General features: G+C 64.3%; 24 protein-coding genes. 8 read left to right on the forward strand and 16 right to left on the reverse strand.

From position 1 onward, the window contains the following. Nucleotides 1–81: 81 nt before the first annotated feature. From AUC70_RS07035 to AUC70_RS07050, 4 genes are all read right to left on the reverse strand, one after another. Nucleotides 82–705: a DsbA family protein gene (locus AUC70_RS07035; RefSeq protein ID WP_158007389.1), complete on the reverse strand. Its 624-nt coding sequence runs from the start codon at nt 703–705 to the stop codon at nt 82–84. Between the two features lie 148 nt (nt 706–853). Then, entirely contained in the window at nt 854–1,408 is a 555-nt protein-coding gene (locus AUC70_RS07040; RefSeq protein ID WP_083241361.1) for a DsbA family protein, read from the reverse strand. Next, nucleotides 1,339–1,599: a hypothetical protein gene (locus AUC70_RS17100; protein WP_069444220.1), complete on the reverse strand. Its 261-nt coding sequence runs from the start codon at nt 1,597–1,599 to the stop codon at nt 1,339–1,341. The genes AUC70_RS07040 and AUC70_RS17100 overlap by 70 nt, the downstream gene beginning before the upstream one ends. Nucleotides 1,600–1,723: 124 nt before the next feature. Then, on the reverse strand, nt 1,724–2,299 hold the full coding sequence (locus AUC70_RS07050) for a DUF721 domain-containing protein (protein WP_083241362.1): 576 nt from the start codon (nt 2,297–2,299) through the stop codon (nt 1,724–1,726). Nucleotides 2,300–2,365: 66 nt separating this feature from the next. On the opposite strand from AUC70_RS07050, the gene mutY reads away from it, so the two are divergent. After that, nucleotides 2,366–3,526 (forward strand): A/G-specific adenine glycosylase, encoded by a 1,161-nt coding sequence (gene mutY, locus AUC70_RS07055; protein ID WP_069444221.1) that lies wholly within the window; start codon nt 2,366–2,368, stop codon nt 3,524–3,526. Here mutY and AUC70_RS07060 read toward each other — a convergent pair. Next, nucleotides 3,474–4,571, reverse strand: a complete 1,098-nt coding sequence (locus tag AUC70_RS07060) for a site-specific DNA-methyltransferase (RefSeq protein ID WP_162273590.1) — start codon at nt 4,569–4,571, stop codon at nt 3,474–3,476. The genes mutY and AUC70_RS07060 overlap by 53 nt on opposite strands. Before the next feature lie 170 nt (nt 4,572–4,741). On the opposite strand from AUC70_RS07060, the gene AUC70_RS07065 reads away from it, so the two are divergent. After that, nucleotides 4,742–5,527: an alpha/beta fold hydrolase gene (locus AUC70_RS07065; protein WP_069444223.1), complete on the forward strand. Its 786-nt coding sequence runs from the start codon at nt 4,742–4,744 to the stop codon at nt 5,525–5,527. Between the two features lie 17 nt (nt 5,528–5,544). On the opposite strand, the gene AUC70_RS07070 is transcribed toward AUC70_RS07065, so the two are convergent. Continuing rightward, on the reverse strand, nt 5,545–5,982 hold the full coding sequence (locus tag AUC70_RS07070) for an Rrf2 family transcriptional regulator (protein ID WP_069444597.1): 438 nt from the start codon (nt 5,980–5,982) through the stop codon (nt 5,545–5,547). 178 nt (nt 5,983–6,160) lie between these two features. On the opposite strand from AUC70_RS07070, the gene AUC70_RS07075 reads away from it, so the two are divergent. After that, nucleotides 6,161–6,847 (forward strand): class I SAM-dependent methyltransferase, encoded by a 687-nt coding sequence (locus AUC70_RS07075; RefSeq protein ID WP_069444224.1) that lies wholly within the window; start codon nt 6,161–6,163, stop codon nt 6,845–6,847. Nucleotides 6,848–6,931: 84 nt separating this feature from the next. Here the strand turns inward: AUC70_RS07075 and AUC70_RS07080 are convergent, their stop codons facing one another. Continuing rightward, on the reverse strand, nt 6,932–7,612 hold the full coding sequence (locus tag AUC70_RS07080; RefSeq protein ID WP_083241364.1) for a ribonuclease HII: 681 nt from the start codon (nt 7,610–7,612) through the stop codon (nt 6,932–6,934). Nucleotides 7,613–7,688: 76 nt separating this feature from the next. Next, nucleotides 7,689–8,810, reverse strand: a complete 1,122-nt coding sequence (locus tag AUC70_RS07085; protein WP_083241448.1) for a PA0069 family radical SAM protein — start codon at nt 8,808–8,810, stop codon at nt 7,689–7,691. Nucleotides 8,811–8,921: 111 nt separating this feature from the next. On the opposite strand from AUC70_RS07085, the gene AUC70_RS07090 reads away from it, so the two are divergent. Then, nucleotides 8,922–9,611 carry a TIGR04283 family arsenosugar biosynthesis glycosyltransferase gene (locus AUC70_RS07090; RefSeq protein WP_069444225.1) on the forward strand — a complete coding sequence of 230 codons (690 nt, stop codon included), beginning with the start codon at nt 8,922–8,924 and terminating at the stop codon, nt 9,609–9,611. 364 nt (nt 9,612–9,975) lie between these two features. Further along, the gene (locus tag AUC70_RS18800) at nt 9,976–10,263 is read left to right on the forward strand and encodes a DUF2064 domain-containing protein (protein WP_425283593.1); all 288 of its coding nucleotides are present in this window, start codon (nt 9,976–9,978) and stop codon (nt 10,261–10,263) included. Between the two features lie 36 nt (nt 10,264–10,299). On the opposite strand, the gene AUC70_RS07095 is transcribed toward AUC70_RS18800, so the two are convergent. The 7 genes from AUC70_RS07095 to AUC70_RS07125 all read right to left on the reverse strand — a co-directional run bounded on the left by AUC70_RS07095 (nt 10,300) and on the right by AUC70_RS07125 (nt 16,094). After that, on the reverse strand, nt 10,300–11,328 hold the full coding sequence (locus AUC70_RS07095; RefSeq protein ID WP_158007390.1) for an autotransporter outer membrane beta-barrel domain-containing protein: 1,029 nt from the start codon (nt 11,326–11,328) through the stop codon (nt 10,300–10,302). Then, on the reverse strand, nt 11,268–11,774 hold the full coding sequence (locus AUC70_RS07100) for a hypothetical protein (protein WP_141702010.1): 507 nt from the start codon (nt 11,772–11,774) through the stop codon (nt 11,268–11,270). The genes AUC70_RS07095 and AUC70_RS07100 overlap by 61 nt, the downstream gene beginning before the upstream one ends. 221 nt (nt 11,775–11,995) lie before the next feature. After that, nucleotides 11,996–12,748, reverse strand: a complete 753-nt coding sequence (locus AUC70_RS07105; RefSeq protein WP_069444228.1) for a hypothetical protein — start codon at nt 12,746–12,748, stop codon at nt 11,996–11,998. Nucleotides 12,749–12,931: 183 nt separating this feature from the next. Continuing rightward, complete coding sequence (locus tag AUC70_RS07110) at nt 12,932–14,110, reverse strand: beta strand repeat-containing protein (protein ID WP_069444229.1); 1,179 nt, start codon at nt 14,108–14,110, stop codon at nt 12,932–12,934. Between the two features lie 32 nt (nt 14,111–14,142). Next, nucleotides 14,143–14,436: a hypothetical protein gene (locus AUC70_RS07115; protein WP_069444230.1), complete on the reverse strand. Its 294-nt coding sequence runs from the start codon at nt 14,434–14,436 to the stop codon at nt 14,143–14,145. A 221-nt stretch (nt 14,437–14,657) separates the two neighbouring features. Beyond that, nucleotides 14,658–15,215: a molybdenum cofactor biosynthesis protein B gene (moaB, locus tag AUC70_RS07120; protein ID WP_069444231.1), complete on the reverse strand. Its 558-nt coding sequence runs from the start codon at nt 15,213–15,215 to the stop codon at nt 14,658–14,660. Between the two features lie 51 nt (nt 15,216–15,266). After that, complete coding sequence (locus tag AUC70_RS07125; protein ID WP_069444232.1) at nt 15,267–16,094, reverse strand: uracil-DNA glycosylase; 828 nt, start codon at nt 16,092–16,094, stop codon at nt 15,267–15,269. 129 nt (nt 16,095–16,223) lie between these two features. Between AUC70_RS07125 and AUC70_RS07130 the strand changes: the two genes are divergently transcribed. The 3 genes from AUC70_RS07130 to AUC70_RS07140 all read left to right on the forward strand — a co-directional run bounded on the left by AUC70_RS07130 (nt 16,224) and on the right by AUC70_RS07140 (nt 20,781). Then, nucleotides 16,224–17,879, forward strand: a complete 1,656-nt coding sequence (locus tag AUC70_RS07130; RefSeq protein WP_069444233.1) for an electron transfer flavoprotein-ubiquinone oxidoreductase — start codon at nt 16,224–16,226, stop codon at nt 17,877–17,879. Nucleotides 17,880–18,048: 169 nt separating this feature from the next. Next, entirely contained in the window at nt 18,049–19,812 is a 1,764-nt protein-coding gene (locus tag AUC70_RS07135; protein WP_158007391.1) for a tetratricopeptide repeat protein, read from the forward strand. Between the two features lie 30 nt (nt 19,813–19,842). Continuing rightward, nucleotides 19,843–20,781 (forward strand): 4-(cytidine 5'-diphospho)-2-C-methyl-D-erythritol kinase, encoded by a 939-nt coding sequence (locus AUC70_RS07140; RefSeq protein ID WP_069444235.1) that lies wholly within the window; start codon nt 19,843–19,845, stop codon nt 20,779–20,781. Between the two features lie 27 nt (nt 20,782–20,808). Here AUC70_RS07140 and AUC70_RS07145 read toward each other — a convergent pair whose 3' ends face one another. After that, nucleotides 20,809–21,825, reverse strand: coding sequence for a polyprenyl synthetase family protein (locus tag AUC70_RS07145; RefSeq protein WP_069444236.1), 1,017 nt, complete (start codon nt 21,823–21,825; stop codon nt 20,809–20,811). Nucleotides 21,826–21,836 lie beyond the last annotated feature (11 nt).

The following is a 21,836-nucleotide window of genomic DNA, read 5'->3' on the forward strand; positions in this document are numbered from 1 at the left end:
ACCGGGTAACGCGTGCTCCGTGACGGAAACGCGACAAGACCTGAACTTGGAGGGGGACGGCGCGATTCGCAACGCCGGAGATCAAGAAGCCTGTGGTTCAATCAAGGCTTTCATCTGCTCGAAGGTCACTTCGCCCTGGAGCTTCTGGCCGTTGATAAAGAACGTTGGCGTTCCGACAACGCCATATTTGCGTCCCCGCTGCTTTACCTCCATCAACCCATCGATAATGCTTTGATTCGATAGGCATTTGTCAAATTGCGCGCGGGTCATTCCACTGGTTTTCGCGATTTTGTAGAGGGCGTCCGGACGGACTTCCTGGCTGACCCATTCGCGCTGACGGGAGAGATAAGCCTCTATGAGCGGCAGGTATTTGCTCTTCGGGGCGCATCTCGTGACGATCGCCGCCGCTCCCGCCGACTGGCCGATGGCGAATTCCCGGATGATGTAGCGCACCCGGCCGGTGTCCACATAGGTGCGCTTCACGCGCGGAAAGACCTTGGCGTGGTAGGCGCGGCAATAGGGGCAGGTGAGGGACACATACTCGATGATGGTCACGGGGGCGTTGCGGTTGCCGTACTCGCGATCCCCGAGCGGTCCTGGTTCCAGAAGCTGGTCCTTGAGCGGGACTGCCTCGGGCGTCGTCCCGCCGGGCCCGCCACAGGCCCCGAGCCCCAGCGCAGCAAGGCCGAGGATGGCGCCGGTCAAGACGGTCGTGGCTAACCTGCTGAGCCCCAACAAGAATCCCCCGGGGATATCGATCCACGTTTCCGAAACCTCAGCCGCTCGAGCGGCTGCGATCCGAAGCAACTATGCACAGACTAACGTGCGGGACCGCCGAGGCGCAGCGTCGCGCCTAGCCGCTCGGCGGCGTTTCCGGCTTGCCCTCGATCACTGCGTCAAAGGACTCGATTCCGACACCCTCGAGGCGCGTGCCGTTGACGAAGAACGCTGGCGTACCGTCCACGCCGAACTCTTCGTGCGCCTTCTTACGGACCGCGACGATCTTGTTGAACAGGTCCTTGTCTTCGACACATTGCTTATAGCTGTCCTCCGAGAACCCGGCCTGCTTGGCGATGAGCTTCAGCTTCTCCTGGCCGTCGGGCCCAGGCGCAGCCCAGGTCTCCTGGGTCTCGAACAAGCCGTCGAGGAGGGGGTAGAACCGGTCCTTGCCGGCGCAGCGGGCCACCATCGAAGCGCGGGCCGCAAGGCTATCCAAAGGAAACTCGCGGAAGATGAAGCGGGCCTTGCCCGTGTCGATGTACTTCTCCTTCAGCTGCGGGAACACCTCCGTATAGAAGTGCGCGCAGTGGGGGCAGGTCATCGAAGCGTATTCCACGATCACGTTGTCCGCGTTGGGATCGCCGAGCACGATGTCTTCCAGCGGCCCCGCTTCCAGCAGAGCGGCCAATTCCGGATTTGCCTTGGGGGCATCAGGTCCGCTGCCGTCTCTCCGCTTGAGAAGTACAGGCCAACGGCCAGCGCGGCGGCCACCAGCGCACCGATGATGTAAACGCCATTATGGCTCTTCTTGGCCTCGGTCGAGGCTTCGGTCGTATCTTTCTTGGGCTTTGCCACGTCGAACTCTCCGGCTTTCCTCATGCGCGGCTCCCTCACGGCAACCGGCGCCTACAATCGTTGAATGGCGCCGATCCGGCAAGCGGGCGCAAGCGCGTTTGCTTCAACCCCTCGTGAGGGCGACACTTAGCCCTCGTGCTCGAAAGACTCAACTCCGCCGCGCCGGCCGTCTTTTGTCCGATTCGGTGCAATGCATAGCAAGAGCGCCCAGCCGGTCCAGTGCCCTGGCCAAGCGTTTGTCTTGAATGCCTGCCGATTTGGGCAAGGCGTAGGCGGGCAGCGGAGGCTTCGGCGTGCGCTTGGGGCGGGCGACGCGAGAAATCGGCGCTTGCAGGAAGCGCATCTCCGTGACCGCCCGGTAGCCGAAATAGGCGTTGATCCGTTCCAATATCTGCGTGGTGCGATGCTGTACCTCGATGGCCCGAGGCCCTTCGATCCGCAGGACGAGGGTAGCTCCGTCACGCCGGTGCCCGCGGGTTCGCGGATTGCCGGTTTCCTCGTCGTCCCAATGGTCGTGGCGGCGCGGCCAGATGATGCGGTCGGGCAGGGTGTAGCGGGCAAGTTCGGCGCCGGCGATGGCGCGCCAATCGCTGAGAAGCGCGGTGGTGGCGAAGCCGCGGGCCCGCGCTGCCTGATCCAGCGCCTTCTCGACAAAGGCACCGATCGGGCGCGCTCCCGCTTTTCGCCCAGCGCCGGAGGGCCTTCGTTTGGTGCTACTCATCATGGCTCCCGTAAATCCACGACGACTCTACACCATGGCGCGATGCGATTGCGCGTGGCATGAGGACTTATGCAAGACGTTCACACGGACGCCGCGGGAACCGAGATCGCACCCGCGCTCCTGGCTTGGTACCGGCGCGAGGGCCGGGCTCTGCCATGGCGTGCGCCGCCCGGAACCCTGCAAGATCCCTACAAGGTCTGGCTGAGCGAGGTCATGCTGCAGCAGACCACCGTCAAGACGGTCACGCCGCGCTTCATCGACTTCATCCGCCGCTGGCCGGATGTGGACGCGCTCGCCCGGGCCGAGCTCGGCACGGTCCTCGCCGCCTGGGCCGGCCTCGGCTACTACGCCCGCGCCCGCAATCTGCACGCCTGCGCGCGCGTGGTGTCGGAGGAGCACGGGGGCCGGTTTCCGGACACGGAGGAGGGCTTGGGGAAGCTGCCTGGGATCGGCGGCTATACGTCCGCCGCGATCGCCGCCATTGCCTTCGGGCGGCGGGCGTCACCCGTCGACGGCAATATCGAGCGGGTCCTTGCAAGGCTCTTTGCGATCCAGACTCCGCTGCCGGCGGGCAAGACGCAGATCAGCGCTCGCGAACAGGTGACGCCCAAGACCCATGCCGGGGACTTTGCTCAAGCCATGATGGATCTCGGCGCGATGATCTGCACGCCTCGGAATCCCGCCTGCGGGATATGTCCGGTGCGGCCGAGCTGTCGCGGGTTCGCGTCAGGGATTGCCGAGCAACTCCCCTACAAAGCGGCGAAGGCAGAGCGCCCGACCCGGCGCGGTACGGCGTTCGTCGCAATCCGCGAGGACGGTGCGGTACTCTTGCGCGAACGACCGCCGAAGGGGCTCTTGGGTGGCATGCTGGAGACGCCGTCCACCCCATGGGAAGAGGGCCCGCGGCGGCAAGCCGCCAAAGCGCACGCGCCTCTTAGAGCTGCTTGGAAGAAGCTGCCGGGTGTCGTCTCCCACACCTTCACGCATTTTCATCTCGAACTGACGGTCTATCGGGCCGATGTCGGACGCGACGCCGAGCTGCTGAATGCGGCGGAACCGGCAAGCTGCGGATGGCTCGGGCAACGCGAACTGCCCGGGGCCGCGTTGCCGACGGTCATGCGGAAGGTCCTCGCCCACGCGCTGGACGAGCGTGCCGCCGTCTCGAAAAAGCGTGACGCTAGGAAGCCAGCTTCTGGCGCGCCTCGGCGCGCAGATCGTCGATCGGCTTGAGCGCGCCGCCGGCCTCGTAGTGCCAGAACGTCCAGCCGTTGCAGGCCATCGCTCCTTGCACATGAGCCCCGATCTTGTGGATGGACCCTTGCGCGCCTGCGCAGGCAATCGATCCGTCCGCTCGCACCTTGGCTTCGTGGCGCGCCGCCGGATCGTATAGAGCGGTTCCCGGCGACAACAGACCGAGTTCCACGAGCGTGCCGAAGGGCACGCGAGTCTCGGCGCGTTTGCCCTTGGCGGCCTGAAGAGAAGCGGGATCCAGCGTCTCGACCGACTTGAGACGGTCGCGTGCCGCTTTGGCATAGGCCTTCTCGCGCTCGATGCCGACAAAGGCGCGGCCGAGGCGCTTAGCGGCGACGGCCGTCGTGCCGGAGCCCATGAACGGGTCGAGGATCACATCGCCCGGATGGCTCGCCGCCAGGATCACCCGTTGCAGAAGCGCTTCCGGCTTTTGCGTGGGATGGGTCTTGCGCCCGTCCTGCCTCAAGCGCTCGGCGCCCGAGCAGATCGGCAGCAGCCAGTCGGACCGCATTTGCAGGTCCTCGTTCAGCGCCTTCATGGATTCGTAGTTGAAGGTGTAGCGCGCTTTCTGTCCCGTGGAGGCCCAGATCATCGTCTCGTGCGCGTTGGTGAAGCGGCGCCCGCGGAAGTTCGGCATCGGGTTCGTCTTGCGCCAGATCACGTCGTTCAGGACCCAGTAGCCCAAGTCCTGAAGCGCGGTGCCGACGCGAAAGATGTTGTGATAGCTGCCGATGACCCAGAGGCTGCCGTTCGGCTTCAGCACGCGGCGGCATGCGGCCAGCCAGTCGCGGGTGAAGCGGTCATAGGTTTCGAAGCTTGAGAACTTGTCCCAGTCGTCGTCGACGCCGTCGACGCGGCTGTTGTTGGGACGGTAGAGCTCGTTCGCGAGCTGAAGATTGTACGGTGGATCGGCAAAGACGAGATCGACGCTCTCGGCGGGAAGCTTTTCGAGCTCCTCGATGCAATCACCCACAATGATCTTATTGCGCGGAAGCGGCTGCTTCCCCGTATCCCCCATACCCATGATATTCACTCGCGTTACGCAATACACTGACGCGCTTGCCATGCTGTACTCGGCACGAGCCGGTACAGGGCAAGACCGGCCCATGCTGGCTGAGCGGGGTAAAGGCGGCCTTAACCCGGCAAACGGCATCGGACGGGAGGCGCGCAGAGGGTTTTGGCTGGGAGAGCGACATGGCAGAAACGATCGTCATGGTGCATGGCGTCAATTGCGGCGGCTGGTGCTTTGAGCCTTTTCGGGCCGTGTTCGAGGCGCGTGGGTTCGAGTGCCTAACGCCCGATCTCATCGGGCACGGGGCTGACAAGACGGACGGGATCGAGAAACTCACCGGCGTCGGCATCGCCGACTACCGCGCCCAAATGCGCGATCTCGTGGCGGCGCTGCCGAAGAAGCCGATCCTGCTCGGTCATTCCATGGGAGCGGTCATCGCGCAGCAACTCGCCGCCGAAGGTCTGGCCGAAAAGCTCGTCCTGGCGAGCCCGGCGCCGAGGGCGGGAATTCTGCCCTCTTCGGACCCGGAGAAGCAGCTTGGCCAGGACCTGATGTCTCTCGGGCCGTTTTGGACGCGGGCCTTCGATCCGAATTTCGAGATTGCCTGCGCCATCAGTCTCAACCGGCTGACGCCGGACAGGCAGCGGCAGGTGTTTGAAACTTTCGGGCCGGAGTCGGGTCAGGCTCTGTTCGAATTGTTCTTCTGGATGTTCGATCGCGCGGCCGCGACCGCCGTCGATACGGCAGCCGTCACCTGTCCCGTGCTGACGCTGTCCGGCACCGAGGACAATGTCGTGCCTCTGGCTACGGCGAAGGAGACGGCCGACGCCTATCCCGGCAGCCCGTTTTGGGCGCTCGAAGGCCACGCACACATGCTGGTGGTGGAAGACGGCGCGGCCGAGATCGCCGGTCGCATCGCCGATTGGCTGGCAGGGGAGCCTCATTGCAAAACCCATGAATCGGATTGATCGGTCGAAGGCGAGCGTCATGCCCTGGCATGCACCGAGATCGGCACCGGCCGGCGCGGTGCGATCTCGTCCAGCGTGATAGTGCCGAAGCGTTTGGCAAACAGCGCTTGAGCCTCCGCCATCGTGTCCTCCATGACGGCGTTGACGTTCTTTTCCACCAGGCAGTTCGAATCTCGGCTGCGATTGCCGATGGCAAAAAGCCTGGGACAGCCGAGCGCCTCGTAGACGGCCAAGAGCGTGATCTGCCGCAACGGGCGTGCCAGCTGCCAACCTCCGCCATGCCCCTTGCCCGATCGGACAAGACCCGCATTGCGCAGGCCCGCCATGGTGCGCCGGAACACGGCCGGGTTGGTGCCCATGCTTCGTGCCAGCACTTTGGAGGTGAGTGGCTCTCCCACTTGCTCCATGTGCAAGAGGACATGGAGAACGTCGGAGAGCCGAGTGTCCTTGTTCATCGTGCCACCTTCTGTCGGCCATGCGCGGCTAAGCGCCATTGACATATGTAACTTCGAAAGATACGTGACTTGCATTCCTCCACGTAGCTCGATCTGCTACGTGGAATGGAGCCGCATGTACATTCCCGACTTCGTCCGACCGTGGCCGAGCAGCGACCATTCGTTTTGAGGCAGACGCATGACCCAACACAAACTTCTACCTTCACCGTTCGCGAACCCGGAGGCCGTAGCGTCTTATGCAGAGGATGCTCCGCGCAAGGTGCCGGGGCTGGCCGATCTCCATCGTATGGTGACTCTCCTTCTTTCGGAGCAGGCGCCGGCCGGAGCCCATGTGCTCGTCGTTGGCTCTGGCGGCGGATTGGAGCTCAAGTCGATGGCCACGTTACGGCCGGATTGGCGCTTTACCGGCGTCGACCCATCGCGCGCCATGTTGGACCTCGCGCGGCACGCCGTCGTACCCTTTGCCGATCGCGTCAATCTCGTGGCGGGCACGGTCGAAGAAGCACCGGCCGGTCCGTTCGACGGTGCAACGTGCCTCCTGACGCTGCATTTTCTTGACCGCAGCGAGAGACTCAGGACGTTGCGGGAAATTCGGCGCCGTCTAAATCCGGACTCAGGCCTGGTTGTTGTCCATCACGCACCGCCCGAGACTGACATCGAGCATTGGATGGCGCGTTCTGCCGCCTTCGGCGGCCGCGGTAACAGCGATTGGGCGCGGGCAAGAGCCACGGGCCATACGATGGCAGAACGCCTGCCGCTGGTCGACCCGGCTGGGGAAGAGGAACTGCTGCATGACGCTGGATTCTCGGATGTTGCGTTGTTCTATGCCGCCTTCTCCTTTCGTGGTTGGGTGGCGACCGCCTGACCACCATGGCGCTGGGACCAGACGGACGCCGAAGCGGGCAATAACCCAGGACCGGCTCTCCTCAATGTCGCTACGGCCCCGCGCTTATCTGTCTTCGGCGTCGTCGCAGGCAGCAACCATCTCGCCGCGCTCCGCCAGGATGCGCTGGATCGGCGCGAAGGAGCGGCGGTGGTGCGGGCAAACGCCATGCCGTTCGATGCCGCTGGCATGTTCCGGCGTGCCGTAGCCCTTGTTGTTCTCCCAGCCATAGCCGCGATAGCGCTTGGCGAGCTTCACCATGATCCGGTCGCGGGTCACCTTTGCCACGATGGAGGCGGCGGCGATCGAGAGCGATTTTCCGTCGCCGCCGATCACGGCCCGGGCTTGGCCGGGGAAGCGCTTGGGAACGGCATTGCCGTCGATCAGTGCGGCGGCGTCGGCAACTTCGAGGCTCCGGAATGCCGTGCGCATGCCCCACAAGGTGGCTTGCAGAATATTGTCGCGATCGATACGGCCGACCTGCCCGATGACGACCGAGACGCGGGCGCTCGCCACGATCTCCTCGTAGCCGTCCTCGCGGGCCTGCGGAGTGAGGAGTTTCGAGTCGTTCAGTCCCGCTGGGATGCGATCCGGGTTGAGCACGACGGCGGCGACCACGACCGGACCGGCCCAGGGCCCCCGGCCCGCCTCGTCGACGCCCGCCACCGGCACGCCGTGGAGATCCATCATCTCCGTTTCGAGATCGAAGGTCGGCAGGCTGGTTCGCGGGCGCGATGGCGATTCCATGCCGGAACTGTCCGACGAACACCGCCCGGCGCGCAACCGCCTGCGGCAAGACTAGCCGTGCGCTGTGGAAAAGGCCTTAGAGCAGGCTGAGCTGCTGGCCGGGCAGGGTGGGGGGCGTGAACAGGTCGGTGCGCAATTTGTGGCGCTTGTCGAGGCCAAGCCGTTCAGCGGCCATCTGAAACCGCCGGCCGATCATCCAGGCATACGGCCCGTCGCCCTCCATGCGGCCGTGCCACTCGGCATCGTACAGCTTCCCACCCCTGGTCTGCCGCATCAGGGACAGCACGCGGTCGGCACGGTCGGGGCAATTGGCCCGCAGCCATTCCACGAAGAGATCGCCGATCTCGAGCGGCAGCCGAAGCAGGATATAGCCTGCTTCGCTGGCACCCGCGGCCGACGCGCGCTCCAGGATCCGCTCGATCTCGGCGTCTGTGAGACCGGGCACGACGGGGGCGACCATCACGGAAGTGGGCACGCCGGCGTTTGAGAGCGTCTCCACGGCCTCCAGCCGCTTGTCCGGCGTGCTCGCGCGCGGCTCCATCGTCCGCGCAAGCTGCCGGTCCAGCGTGGTCACAGAAAGCGCCACCTTCACGAGGCCGCGTTCCGCCATGGATTGCAGAATGTCGAGGTCGCGGAGGACAAGCGCCGACTTGGTGACGATGCCCACCGGGTGGTTGGCCTCGCTCAGCACTTCCAGAATGCGCCGCATGATGCGGTAGCGCCGCTCGACGGGCTGATAAGGGTCGGTGTTCGACCCGATTGCGATCATGCGGGGCTCGTAGCCGGGAGCGGCCAGTTCGCGCTCCAGCGCCTGCGCGGCGTTGGTCTTGGCGAAGAGCTTGGTCTCGAAGTCGAGGCCCGGCGACATGCCGAGGAACGCGTGCGTCGGGCGCGCGAAACAGTAGACGCAGCCATGCTCGCAGCCCCGATACGGGTTGATCGAGCGGTCGAAGCCGATATCCGGCGAGTCGTTCTTGGTGATGATGCGCCGGGCCGGAACTTCCTGCACCTCGGTCCGCAGCGCCTCGAGATCGCTTAAGGACTCCCAACCGTCGTCCACGGGTTCGTAGGTCTTGGCCTCGAAACGGCCGGAACGGTTGGTCTGCGCGCCCCGCCCGTGGCGGCGCGCATAGGCGACCCCGCCCGCCTCATGGGGCAGGCTTTCCTCGTGGCTTGGCTTGCGAATGGCGACGTTCATGGACGCAATATAGGCGCGCCACGAGAACAAATCAAGAACAGTGAGAGCAGGCCCGGATTGGGCCATACGTCGCGATTGCTGAGGGCACGGCAACCGTTATAGTCCGGCCCTATGATCTCGGTCATTATTCCAACACTCAACGCCGAGCGGGTTCTCGTGCCGACGCTGTCGGCGCTCGTTCCCGCTGTGGTCGATGGCATCGTGCAAGAGGCCATCATCGCGGACGGCGGTTCGACCGACGATACGTACGTGATTGCGGATGCCGCCGGCGTCCATTTGGTGCAAGCGCCGAGGGGTCGGGGCACGCAGCTCGAAGCAGGGGCCGCCGCCGCGAAAGGCGACTGGCTGCTGTTCCTGCATGCGGACACGGTCCTCGATCCCGGCTGGTTCAACGAAGCCATGAACTTCATCGAGCGCATCGAGACGGGCCGCAGGAAGCCGGCGGCAGCCTATTTCCGCTTCGCACTCGACGACGAGGGCTTCATGCCGCGGCTGATCGAGATGATGGTCGGCCTTCGCTGCGGGCTGCTTTCATTGCCCTATGGCGATCAAGGTCTCCTGATCTCGCGGACTCACTATCAGCGGCTTGGCGGTTTCCGTCCGCTCCCGCTGATGGAAGACGTGGATCTCGTGCGCAGGCTGAAGCGCCGGGAACTGTATGGGCTGAAGACGCGCGCCGTCACCAGCGCCCAGCGCTATCAGGACGAGGGTTATCTGATGCGCTGCTGCCGCAATCTGGGACTCATGCTTCTTTATCTCCTGCGCGTTCCACCTCGGGTTCTTGCCCGGCTCTACGAGTAGCGGGCGGTGACCAGCGGACGCCGGAGAAGTGCCTCCGCCTTCGCGCCAAGTCTCATCGCGCCAAGTCTCATCGCGCCAAGTTTCATCGTGCCAAGCCTCATCGTCATGGCCAAGCGGCCGAAGGCCGGCGCTGTGAAGCGGCGCTTGGCGCGGGGCATTGGCAACGTCGCGGCGGCGCACTTCCACCGCACGACGCTCCGCCACACACTCATGAGACTTGGCACCGATCCGCGCTGGCGGACTTATCTGGCGGTCACGCCTGATCTTGCGCTTGCGGAATGCTGCTGGCCGTCATGGCCTCGCGTCCCGCGCATACCCCAAGGCGAGGGCGATCTCGGAGCGCATGCAGGCGCTGTTCGATTGTATGCCGCCGGGGCCGGTCGTCCTTGTCGGCAGCGATATCCCGCGGATCTCTCGCGCCCATATCGCGGAGGCCTTCCGGCTGCTCGGCAATGCAGACGCCGTGTTCGGCCCGGCGCAGGACGGCGGCTATTGGCTGGTCGGGTTTAAGCGAAGCCCCGGCCGCTGGCGCCGTTCCATGGCGTGCCGTGGTCGGCCGACAAAGCGCTCGCAGCCACGTGCGAGAATCTCAAGGGGCGAAAAATCGCGTTCGCGGCCACGCTCAGCGACGTGGATACGGCCGATGACTTGAAGAGTCAGCGAAACGACGCCGAGCGCCTCGTTCAGCCTAGTTGAACAGCCAGGTCAGGCGGCCCTTGACGGCGTTGTCGGAGACACTGTCCGCATATTGGCCTTGGTAGGAGACGCCGGCTGAGAGCCGGTCTGTCACGGCGAGGTCAAGGCCGGCATCCAGCAGGGCCGAGTCTTCGGCGAGCGGCACGCCGTCGATATCAAAGCCGATGCCGGTGGTGGCGAAGGCCAGCGATGCGCCGGGCGTGACGTCGTCGAAGGCGTGCAGCCAGGCAGCTTCGATGTGTGGTGTGACTGCCATGTCGCCCCACATCACGGTCTGCGCGGCGCGCAAGCCCACCGTGGTGTAGCCGACATCCTGGTCGATGCCGGACGTGCGCAAGGATGCTTCCGAGCCGCCCTTCTCGCGGAACCCACTGCTTTCGACCGACACGTAAGCGAGGCCGGCGAAGGGCTCGACCTCGACGCCTGCAACTTGCGTGGGATATGCGACCTCGCCGAAGAGCTGTCCCGTGTCGGCGTCGTAATCCGCCTTCTGCCGTTCGAAGAAGCCTGGGAACACGACCGCGCGGGACGTCTCGATGTCGCTCCAGGCCCATAGACCGCCTCCGCGCAACGCGAAGCCTTCGACCGCACCGTTCACGTAGCCGCCGAGATGATAGGTCTTGGTGTTGGCGCCGCTGTAGCGTTCGTCGACACTCACGTCGGAGAAGGAAGCGCCGGTAGCGATACCCACGCGCCAGCCGTTCCAAACACTCGCATCCATGCCGGAGATGAAGCCGCCAAGATTGCGGTCGGCCGTGGCGGCGTTGCCGTCGCCGTCGAAGGTTCCCCAGGCGCCGTAGCCTTGGGTCCAGAAGGCCAGAGGCGCCGCGGCGGGAGCCTCGTCCGCCAGCGACTTGCCGTCATACATGCCGGCGCCGCCAAGCATCATGGCCTGGCTGTCGTAGCCCGCCGTTTGCGGCCCGCCATTCCCCAGCGCGCCGCCCGCATGGCTCGCCTGCATCATGCGGCCCAGCACCGCCTCGCGCGCATAGCGGCTGTCGTCCACGAGCGTGCCTGCCACCGTCGCGTGGATCTCGCCCGACAGCGCATCGACGCCTGGCGTGCGCCGTCCGCAGTTTGGTTCAGCACAGCCAAGAACAAGGGATTGTTCGTGGGGAACTCATCCAGCGCGCCGGCAACGGCCTTTTGGTTCTTCGTCTGGGCGACGTCCTGGAACAGCGTTGCATTGCGCTCCAGGTTAAGCACCACGTCGTTGCCCGTGCCGCCCGCGTAGTCGACGGTCGGGATCAGGAAGGCAAGATTGGTGAACACCGAGCCGAACTTGCCTTTGACGGAGTCTGTACCGTCATTCGCAATGATCACATAGTCCGTACTGTTTCTATAGGCGCCGTCTGCGGCCAGCACTTTCAACGTCGCGCCGGTGAGGTTCACCGTGCCATTGACCACGACCTTGTCATGATTCCCTGCCGCATCCACTTCGACCTCGAAGGTCGACGCGGCTGCCATCGAGAACGCGCCGTTGACGGTAATGGTGCCGAATGAGTTTCCCGGGGCCACCGTGCCGCCAAGGATATTCAGACCCCCAAATGTGGGATTGCCCTTCAGCGTGCCGCCTACTTGCGTGAAGGCCGCCGATGTCCCACCCGAAAAGCTCCAGGTGCCGCTCTCGATCTGGAAAGTCTCGAAGTCTCGAAACTGCTTTGTGTTAGAGCCCGTGTCGATCTTGTTCAGACTGAACCCGCCGTCGCCCGACCCGGCAAAGGCCAGCGTGTCCGTGCCGGGACCGGCGAGAACCAGGTTCTGGCTCCGGCCGCGCCCGACGTGGTAATTCCAAAACCAGGGCGGAGTTCGAGACGGTCGTTAAAGGCATTGGTCTGATCGAACTGGACCGCGCCGCCGGCCCCGCCCTTCAGGATCCCCGACACCGTCAGGGTTGTCGCGCCTCCGGCAGTCTCGACGGCGAAATCGTCGGTGTCCGTGCCCGCGCTCTTCACCGCGCTGTTGGGCCCAACAGCGACCGAGATCGGGGTGCCGTCGCTGACCGCGTTGATGCCGTCTTCAACGGTGCCGGTGACGTTGCCTTTGGCCGTGATTTCGACAGGGCCGCTGCCATTGTTGAAGGCATAAATGCCGAACGTTCCGCCGGCGACTTTGGCGCTGGCGGTCACCGTGAGATCGGTGGCGTTTGTGTTGTTGTAGACCTCAATGCCGGCTCGGAAGTCGCCGGTGACGTCGCCATTGGCGGTGATCTCGGTAGCGCCGCTGCCGTAGTTCCGCGCGAGGATGCCGCGCTGACCGCCTGTGACCGTGCTGTTGGCGGTTACCGTGAGAGCAGTGGCAGTGCCGGCGTTCTCCGCGTGGATGCCATCGGCGGCGGTGCCGGTGACGGCACCGTTGGCGGTGATCTTAGTCGCGCCGGTGCCGAAATTGTTGGCCTCGATGCCGGAATTGCCGCCTTTGACCACGCTGCGCGCGGTCACGGCGAGATTGGTTCCGCCGTGTTCGACGCGGATGGCGTCTTGGACGGTGGCAGTGGCTGCTCCGTTGGCAGTGATCTTGGTCGCGCCGTCGCCATCGTTGAAGGCATAAATACCATACGTACCACCTTTGACCTTGGCGCCAGCGGTTACCGTGAGATCGGTGGCAGTGGCGCTGTTGTACGCCTAAATGCCAGCCCGCAAGGTGCCGGTGACGTCGCTAGTGGCTCTGATCTTGGTCGCGCCGGTGCCCTTGTTGCTCGTAAGGATACCGCGCTGACCACCCATGACCGTGGCGCCGGCGGTCACCGTCAGATGGGTGGCGGTGCCGCCGTTCTCCGCGTGGATGCCGTAGGCCGCGGTGCCGGTGACGGCGCCGTTGGCGGTGATCTCGGTTTCGCCGCCGCCGGAATTGTTAGCCGCGATGCCCGACTTGCCTCCCGTGACCATGGCGTCGGCGGTCACGGTGAGATCGGTTCCGCCGCTTTCCGCGCGGATGCCGTCTTCGACGGTGCCGGTGACGTCGCCGTTGGCCGTGACTCTGACAAAGCCTTTGCCATTGTTGAAGGCATAGACACCGAACGTACCGCCTTCGACTTTGGCGCCGGCGGTCACCGTCAGATCGCTGGCATTGGTATCGTTGTACGCCTCGATGCCGGCGTCGTTGGTGCCCCTGACCTCGCCGTTGGCGGTGATGGAGGTGGCGCCCGCGCCCGAGGAGGCTCTGATTCCGTCGTCCGCGCCTGTGACGGAAGTGCTAGCGCCGGTGGTGATCGAGAGAGTGTCGCCATTGGAATTTGTTGCGAAGATGCCGTCCCCAGCTTTTCCGGTAACGTCGCCTTGCGCATTGACGATCACGTCGCCTGTGGTGCCGTCGCCCCTGATGACGATACCGGCCGTCCCGCCGGTGACGCCGTTCGTGCTGTCGCCGGTGATGAGCGTGATGTCGCCTGCCGACGGGGTCTCGCCGTAGATGTATATGCCGATGCTGTCGGTCGAGCTCACGTCGCCATAGGCTTTGACCGTCGTCGCACTGCCGTTGTTGGTCGCCCGGATGCCCTGCACGCTTCCGCCGCTCACATCGCCATTGGTGGTAATGCTGATGGCGCCAACGCCATTGTTGTCGGCGCCGATGCCGACAACCGTGCCGGACACAGTGGTCCCCACCGCCGTGGTTATCGTGATATTGCTCGCGAGACTTCCGTTCTGGGCATAGATGCCGGCGCCGGCCGTGCCGGTCACACTGCCGTTGGCGGTGATGGTTTGCCCGCCGCTGCTGTCGTTGTGAAAGACGGCGGCACTGCTGCCCTGCAAGGCACCGCCGAAAAACACGCTGATACCCCCGGACCCGCCAGAGTCGCCCATTGCATGGATATCGAGAGCCGTGTCGGCGGCTGTCAGAGGCGACGCGTTGCCATCGGTATAGGCGAGGAAGCCGTCGCCGGAGATGGTGACCGCGTTGCGCCGGACCCGCCGCCCGCCGTGGTGTCGACGCTGAAGCCATACGTGGTGAAGACGGCGGCATCGTCGGCATTGATCGTTTGGGTATCGGTGTTGGCGCCCGAGCAGACGAACTGGGTGCCAACACCGGGGGCGCACTGCGCGTAAGCGCCACGCGCATAACCGGTCAGCGCGCCCACAATCATCGTGGTCGAGAGCAGAATCTGCCGCCGAATCGTGCGCGCAGACATCTAATCTTGTCCCCCCAGCGCCTATTCTCGTTTGGCGCCGCAACCCGCAACGGCAGCGCGAAGATTCCCCTATCCACTATCCCCGGCTGAGGAATGCGGGGGCAAGCGCTCACCTGAGGAGTGTCGCGTATGGAGAGCGCATTTCAGCCGATTGTTGCTGTATAGCCACAGGTTGCGCGCCGAAGTGCGTGTTGTTGGCCCATTGCGCAGGCCCGTAGCTTCTATCTCTTGCTCTTCTTCTCCTTCTTGCCCTCGGCGAGGCGGGGCAGGAGTTCGACGAAGGAGCAAGGGCGATGGCGCGCGTCGAGCTGGAATTTCAGAATGCCGTTCCAAGCATCTTCGCAGGCGCCGGGCGATCCGGGGACGGAGAAGATCAGCGTCGTCTCGGCGAGGCCGCCGCAGGCGCGGCTCTGCACCGTCGACGTGCCGACCGTTTGATAGCTGAGCATGTGGAACAGCACGGAGAAGCCGTCGATCTCTTTGTCGAACAGCGGACGTACGGCCTCGGGCGTCACGTCGCGCCCGGTGAACCCGGTCCCGCCGGTAGTGATGACAACGTCCACGTCATCTGCCTTCACCCAGGCCTTCACCCCCTTGCGGATGGATTTCTTGTCGTCAGAGACCACCATCCGGTCGGCGACGATGTGGCCGGCCTCTTCGATCATCTTCACGAGGAGGGGACCTGACTTGTCCGTCTTGGGCGTTCGCGTGTCGGAGACCGTGAGCACGGCGATGCGCAACGGAACGAAGGAGCGGGTGTAGTCGATGCGGGCAGACATGGTGATGTTCCTCCAGCCTTGTGGCTGATTGGCTCAACGGGCTGATCAGCTCTATTGGAGCGTGCTCAGTCTCTCTTTGAGCATGAGCAGGTCGCGCCAGGCATAGCGCTTCGCGTCGGGCGTACGAAGCAGATAGGCAGGATGTAACGTCGCAAGCACCGGAATGTCGCGATCTTTCGCGTGATATAGTTTCCACTTGCCCCTGAGGCGCATGATGCCTTCGGTCGTTTGCAGCATGGACTTGGCCGCCGCGCCGCCGAGCAGCACGATCACGTCTGGCGCCAGCAATTCGATCTGGCGGGTGAGAAACGGCGCGCAGGATGCGATCTCCTGGGGCGTCGGTGTGCGGTTGCCCGGCGGGCGCCAATAGATCGTGTTGGTAATGTAGACGGACGTGTCGTCGAGGCCGATCGAGGCCAGCATCTTGTCCAGGAGCTTGCCGGCCCGGCCCACGAAGGGCTTTCCTTGCAGATCCTCGTCGCGGCCCGGCGCCTCCCCGATCAGCATCACCTTGGCCTGTTCGCTCCCGCGCGCAAAACACGTCGTCTTCGCGGTCCGTTTCAGGGGGCAGCCGTCAAAGGCCGCCGCGGCCTCTTCGAGGGCCGCAAGGGTCTTAATCCCATCCAGCGCAGGGGCAGGGGTGTTTGCCTGCGGCGGCGGCGCGGCCGGCCGCTTGGCCTTGGGCGGGGTCGCTGGCGGAGCCTTGGAGGCCGGCCTGGGATCGGGCCTCGGCGTCTTGGCGAGCGGCTCTTGGGGTTGCGGCGCAGCGGCTGACGCGGCGAAACGGTCTACCGGCGCATCCCCGATAGCCTCGTCCACACCCATGGCGGCGTACCAGTCGAGCAGGCTCGAGGACTGTTTTGCGGCGCTTTCACTCATTTGCTTGGGGACAGCCGATCCGATATTTGTCAGTTCAAGGCAATAAACGAGACTTTAGCACCAAATTTGCCACGGACGTGGAAACAGCTGGGCGCGGCTGGGTGCGCGACAAGAACAGAAAGGGCTGAGATGAGCGATCAGGTCGAACGGGACGTGATGGAGTTCGATGTGGTGATCGTGGGCGGGGGGCCTGCGGGTCTGTCCGCTGCGATTCGGCTCAAGCAGCTCGCCGCCGAGAAGGACAAAGAGGTCTCCGTCGTCGTTCTGGAAAAGGGGTCGGAGATCGGCGCCCATATCCTCTCCGGCGCGGTGATCGACCCCGTCGGGCTCGACAAGCTCATCCCCGATTGGCGCGAAAAGGGCGCGCCGCTGACCGACGCGGTGACCAAGGACCTGTTCTACTATCTCGGCGAAGCGGGCGAGATCCGGCTGCCGAATCTGTTCATGCCGCCGCTAATGAACAATCACGGATGCTATGCGGGCAGCCTCAGCAATCTGACCAAATGGCTCGGTGAGCAGGCCGAGGCGCTGGCGTCGAGGTCTATCCCGGCATCGCGGTCGCCGATGTCATCGCGCGAAGGCGCCGTCGAAGGCGTCATCACCGGTGATCTCGGGGTCGCGCGCGACGGCAGCCAGAAGGACAGCTTCACGCCGGGCATGGCGCTGATGGGCAAATACACCTTCTTTGCCGAAGGTGCGCGGGGCTCGGTCACCAAACAGCTCATCAAGAAGTTCGGTCTGGATGAAGACAGTGCCCCGCAGAAATTCGGCATCGGACTGAAGGAGCTCTGGGAAATTCCGGCCGAGAAGCACCAGCCGGGTCTCGTGCAGCACACGATGGGCTGGCCGCTCGACGACAAGACCGGCGGCGGCTCCTTTCTCTATCATTTCGGCGACAACCTGGTCTCGGTGGGCTTCGTCGTCCATCTCGACTACGCCAATCCCTATCTCAATCCATTCAAGGAATTTCAGCGCTCAAAGACCAACCCCGTGATCGCGCGGCACCTGGAGGGCGGCAAGCGCCTCGCCTATGGCGCCCGGGCGCTCACCGAGGGCGGCTACCAGGCCGTCCCACAGCTTGCGTTCCCCGGTGGGGCACTGGTGGGCTGCGCGGCCGGCTTCATGAACGTTCCTCGCATCAAGGGATCTCACAACGCCATGCTCTCGGGCATGATGGCCGCGGAAGCGGCGTTCGATGCCCTCGGTGCCGGACGGTCGGCGGATACGCTGCTCGAATACATCCAGGCCTACGAGGCGAGCTCGTTGGCCAAGGAGTTGAAGAAGGTGCGCAACGTGAAGCCGCTCTGGTCGCGTTTCGGTACGCGGCTCGGGGTGATGCTGGGCGGCCTGGACATGTGGCTCAATACGATTTTCCCGTTCCTCGGCCACACGCTGAAACACAAGAAAGCCGACTATGCGAGCTTGCGGTCGGCGGCGAAATGCAAGCCGATCGATTACCCGAAGCCTGACAACAAGCTGACCTTCGACATCCTCACGTCGGTGTTCCTCTCCAACACCAACCATGACGAAGACGAGCCTGTGCATCTGAAGCTCGCGGATCCCGACATCCCGATCGAGGAGAACCTGCCGCACTACGACGAGCCCGCGCAGCGCTACTGCCCGGCGAATGTCTACGAGGTCGTGGAAGACGGCGGCTCGGTGCGTTTCCAGATCAACGCACAGAACTGCGTGCACTGTAAGACCTGCGATATCAAGGATCCGGCCCAGAACATCACCTGGGTCGTGCCGGAGGGCGGCGACGGGCCGAACTATGCCAACATGTAGCGGGGCGCGGACGGGCCAACATTACGGAATGCTCATCTAGCTCAAGCGATTGGGTCACAAACGCGCCGCGTTTGAACCCAAATATAGTTTTCATGACAGGACAAAGCGCATAGCCTGTCTCGATGCGATGAACCAAATAGCTTGGGGCGGCGGAAGCCGGGCCGACGAAATGACGAATCCAGACAGCGGACGTATGGGCAAATGGGCATTGCGATCGGTGCTTCTGGTCGCGATTCTCGCGGCCCCGACCGCCTATTCCGAGGTGGTGGCGAGAAAGCCGGAGACGACGGGCGCCCAAACCCTTCTCGGCAATTATCTGGCCGGCCGCATCGCACGCCATAACCATGACATCGAAGCCGCCGCCAAGTTCTACACCAGAGCCTTGGAGGCCGACCCGACCAACGAGGCCATCCTCGAGCAGGCATTCCTGCTGGAAGCCCGTGCGGGGCATTGGGAGCGCGCGACCGAACTCGCCCGCGAGCTCGTTAATGTCGAGCCGTCGCACCGCGTTGCCCAGTTCCTGCTGGCCATCAATGCCTTCAAGGCGGGCGACTACAAGGAGGCCGAGGAGCACTTCTCCGAGGCGCGGCAGGGCCCGACGGTCGATCCGACCTCGACGCTGGCGCGCGCCTGGACCCAGGAAGCACAAGGCGAACACTCCAAGGCCTTCGACACGCTGGATGCGCTCAGCACGGCCAATTGGGCGAATTTCTACCTCCTCTACCATCGCGCCCTCATTGCGGATGTCGCCGGGCGCCATCAGCTCGCCAGCAAGTCATACGACGCGGCCTTCAAGCGGAACCCCAGAACCTTGCGGGTCGTCGACGCCTACGCGCGCCACGCCGCGCGCGGGAACCGGAAGGACCTCGCGATCGCGGCGCTCAAGCTGCACATGGCCAAGACCCTTCCGCACCCCATTACGGAGTCCCTGCTGAAAGACATCGAGAAGGGCGATTCGCCGGAGCTGGTTGTCAGCACGCCCGCGGAAGGCCTCGCCGAGGTCTTTTATGGGATCGGCAGTGTCGCCGTCGGCGAGGGAAATCTGGAAACCGGCACGCAGTATTTGAAATTTGCGCTGCTCCTCAAGCCGGACTTCCCATTGGCCCAGGTCGCGCTCGCGGAGGCCTATTCGGAGGCGGAGAAGTACGAGGACGAGATCGCCGCCTTCGACAATGTTCCGGAGTCATCGCCACTCTGGCTGAATGTACAAATTCAGAAGGCGTTTGCGCTGGCTTCGCTCGAGCGTATCGATGACGCGAAGGCCGTGCTCGACAAGATCATCGCCGAGAACCCAGACGATATCCGTCCGCTCGACGCGCTCGGTAGCATCCTCCGTTCCAAGGAGCGTCACGAAGAGGCGCGCGAGTACTACACCCGGGCGATCGACCTTATCGACAAACCGGCGCAGCGAAACTGGGCGCTCTACTACGCGCGCGGCGTAACCAACGAACGTCTGAAGGATTGGCCTGCCGCGGAAGCCGATTTCAAACAGGCCCTCGAACTGAACCCGGACGAGTCGCTCATCCTGAACTACCTCGGCTACTCCTGGGTCGATCAGGGGATGAATCTCGAACAGGCCATGGACTACATCCGCAAGGCAGTGAGCTTGAAGCCTGACGACGGCTATTACGTGGATAGCCTCGGCTGGGCCTACTACCGGCTCGGGAGCATGCCCCAGGCGGTCGAGCAGCTGGAGCGGGCGGTGGAATTGCGGCCGGACGATCCGATCATCAACGACCATCTCGGCGATGCGTATTGGCGCGTGGGTCGGACGCTCGAAGCAAAATATCAGTGGTACCAGTCCATGACGCTCGAGCCCGAGGACGACCTGAAAGAGATGCTGACGAAGAAAATCGCATCGGGCTTGGACGCGGCGAGCGCGACCAAGTCGACGTCCGAAATGGTCGAGGCCAAAAGGAACACCTCGCATTAGGCGACGTTTCGCGATACCTCGTGTCGCGATATGCGCATACGGGACATTGCTTGGGCGAAGCTCAACCTCACGCTTGAGGTGTTGGGCCGCCGCGACGACGGTTTTCACGAGCTAAGAAGCCTCGTCGCCTTCGCCGGCGTCGGCGATACCCTTGAGTTCGTCTCCCACCGGCAGGGGGCACCGAGGCTTGTGTCCGAGCAGGCCGGTTCGCAAGACAATTCCGAAACATTCGCGCTCGACGTGGAAGGTCCTTTTGCCCAGGCGTGGGAGGGCGCGAACCTCATTCTTGAGGCTGCGCAGACGGCACGAGCTCGGTTTCCCGCGCTGAGCCCAGGGACGTTCCGCCTCGTCAAAACGCTTCCTGTCGCGGCGGGTCTGGGTGGCGGCTCCGCGGACGCCGCCGCCGCGCTGCGACTGCTGATGCAGACGAGTGACGGCGCGGTTGGCGCCGACGACGTCGCGGCGCTTGCGCCCGAACTCGGGTCCGACGTCGCCGTCTGTCTGCGGAGCGCGCCCGCATTCATGACGGGTCGTGGCGAGATCGTCGCGCCGGTAACGGGCTTCCCGCAATGCGGTGTCGTGCTGGTCAATCCCGGTGTGGAACTCGCCACCGGCGCCGTGTACGGGGCGCTCGGTGCCGCGCCATTGAAAGCGCCGCCGCAAGAAGCGCCACCGCAGGATTTCGGCGGGGACTTCGAGGCACTAATCGCCTACGCATCCGCGCGTGCCAACGACCTCGAGCCCGCGGCGTTGAAGCTCGCGCCCGAAATCGGATCTGTGCTGTCGAAGCTGCAGGAACTGGCCGGCGTCCGGCTCGTTCGTTTGTCGGGCTCTGGCGCAACCTGCTTTGCCGTGTTCGCCAGCCCACGCGAAGCGCTGCGGGCTGCGATCCTGCTGGCCGAGCAAGAGCCGGAATGGTGGATAACCGCCGGAATCCTCGGGGATCCTCACGCGCCGTTGAGCCAATAGGCGCTGGAAGCTAGCAGGCGCCGCAAGCTAGTAAGGCCGGCTGACCGAGAACTCGATGGCCCCAAGGAGCGCCGACTTGACGTCGCCATCCGGGAAGATCGCCAGCGCGTCGCGGGCAATTGCTCCGTAGTGACGCGCCCGCTCCATCGTATCGGCTAGCGCGTTGTGCTTGGCGATCAGATCGATGGCCGTCTGCAAATCGTCGTCGCCAATCTCGCCCTGCTTGAGAGTCCGTTCCCAGAACTCGCGCTCGTCGGCGCTGCCGCGCCGGTAACTGAGCACGACCGGCAGCGTGATCTTGCCGTCGCGGAAATCGTCGCCCACGCTCTTGCCGAGTTCGGACTGCTCGCCCGAGTAGTCGAGTGCGTCGTCCACAAGCTGGAAGGCGACGCCGAGATTGCGACCGAAGGACCGCAAGGCCGCGGCTTCGGATTTCGGACGGTCGGCGATCACGGCGCCGACCTCGGCGGCGGCGGCGAACAGCGCCGCGGTCTTTGCCTCGATGACCGCCAGATAGTCGTCTTCCGTCGTATCGGTGTTGTTGGCGGTGATGAGCTGCATCACCTCGCCCTCGGCGATGATTGCCGCCGCATCGGAGAGGATGCGCAAGGCGCCCAAGGAGCCGACATCGACCATCATCTTGAAAGACTGACCGAGGAGATAGTCGCCGACGAGGACGGATGCCTCGTTGCCCCACAACAACCGCGCGGTGGTCTTGCCGCGCCGCAGGCTGCTCTCGTCTACAACGTCGTCGTGGAGCAGCGTCGCCGTGTGCATGAACTCCACGGCGGTCGCGAGCCATTGGTGGCCGTCGCCTTCATAGCCGCACAGCTTGGAGGCGGCGATCGTCAGCATGGGGCGCAGGCGCTTGCCGCCGGAATCGATCAGGTGCCGCGCAAGCTCCGGGATCAAGTCGACATTGGAACGGGCCTTGTCCAGGATGAACTGGTTGACACGGGCCATGTCCTCCTCGACAAGCGCGAAGAGTGGCGCGAGGCTCGCGTTCGAGTCGCGCGAGTCGGAAAGCTTGACGACAATGCCCACAGGCCAGTCTC

This window comes from Methyloceanibacter stevinii (genome assembly GCF_001723355.1).
In the GTDB taxonomy this organism is placed as follows: Bacteria; Pseudomonadota; Alphaproteobacteria; order Rhizobiales; family Methyloligellaceae; genus Methyloceanibacter; species Methyloceanibacter stevinii.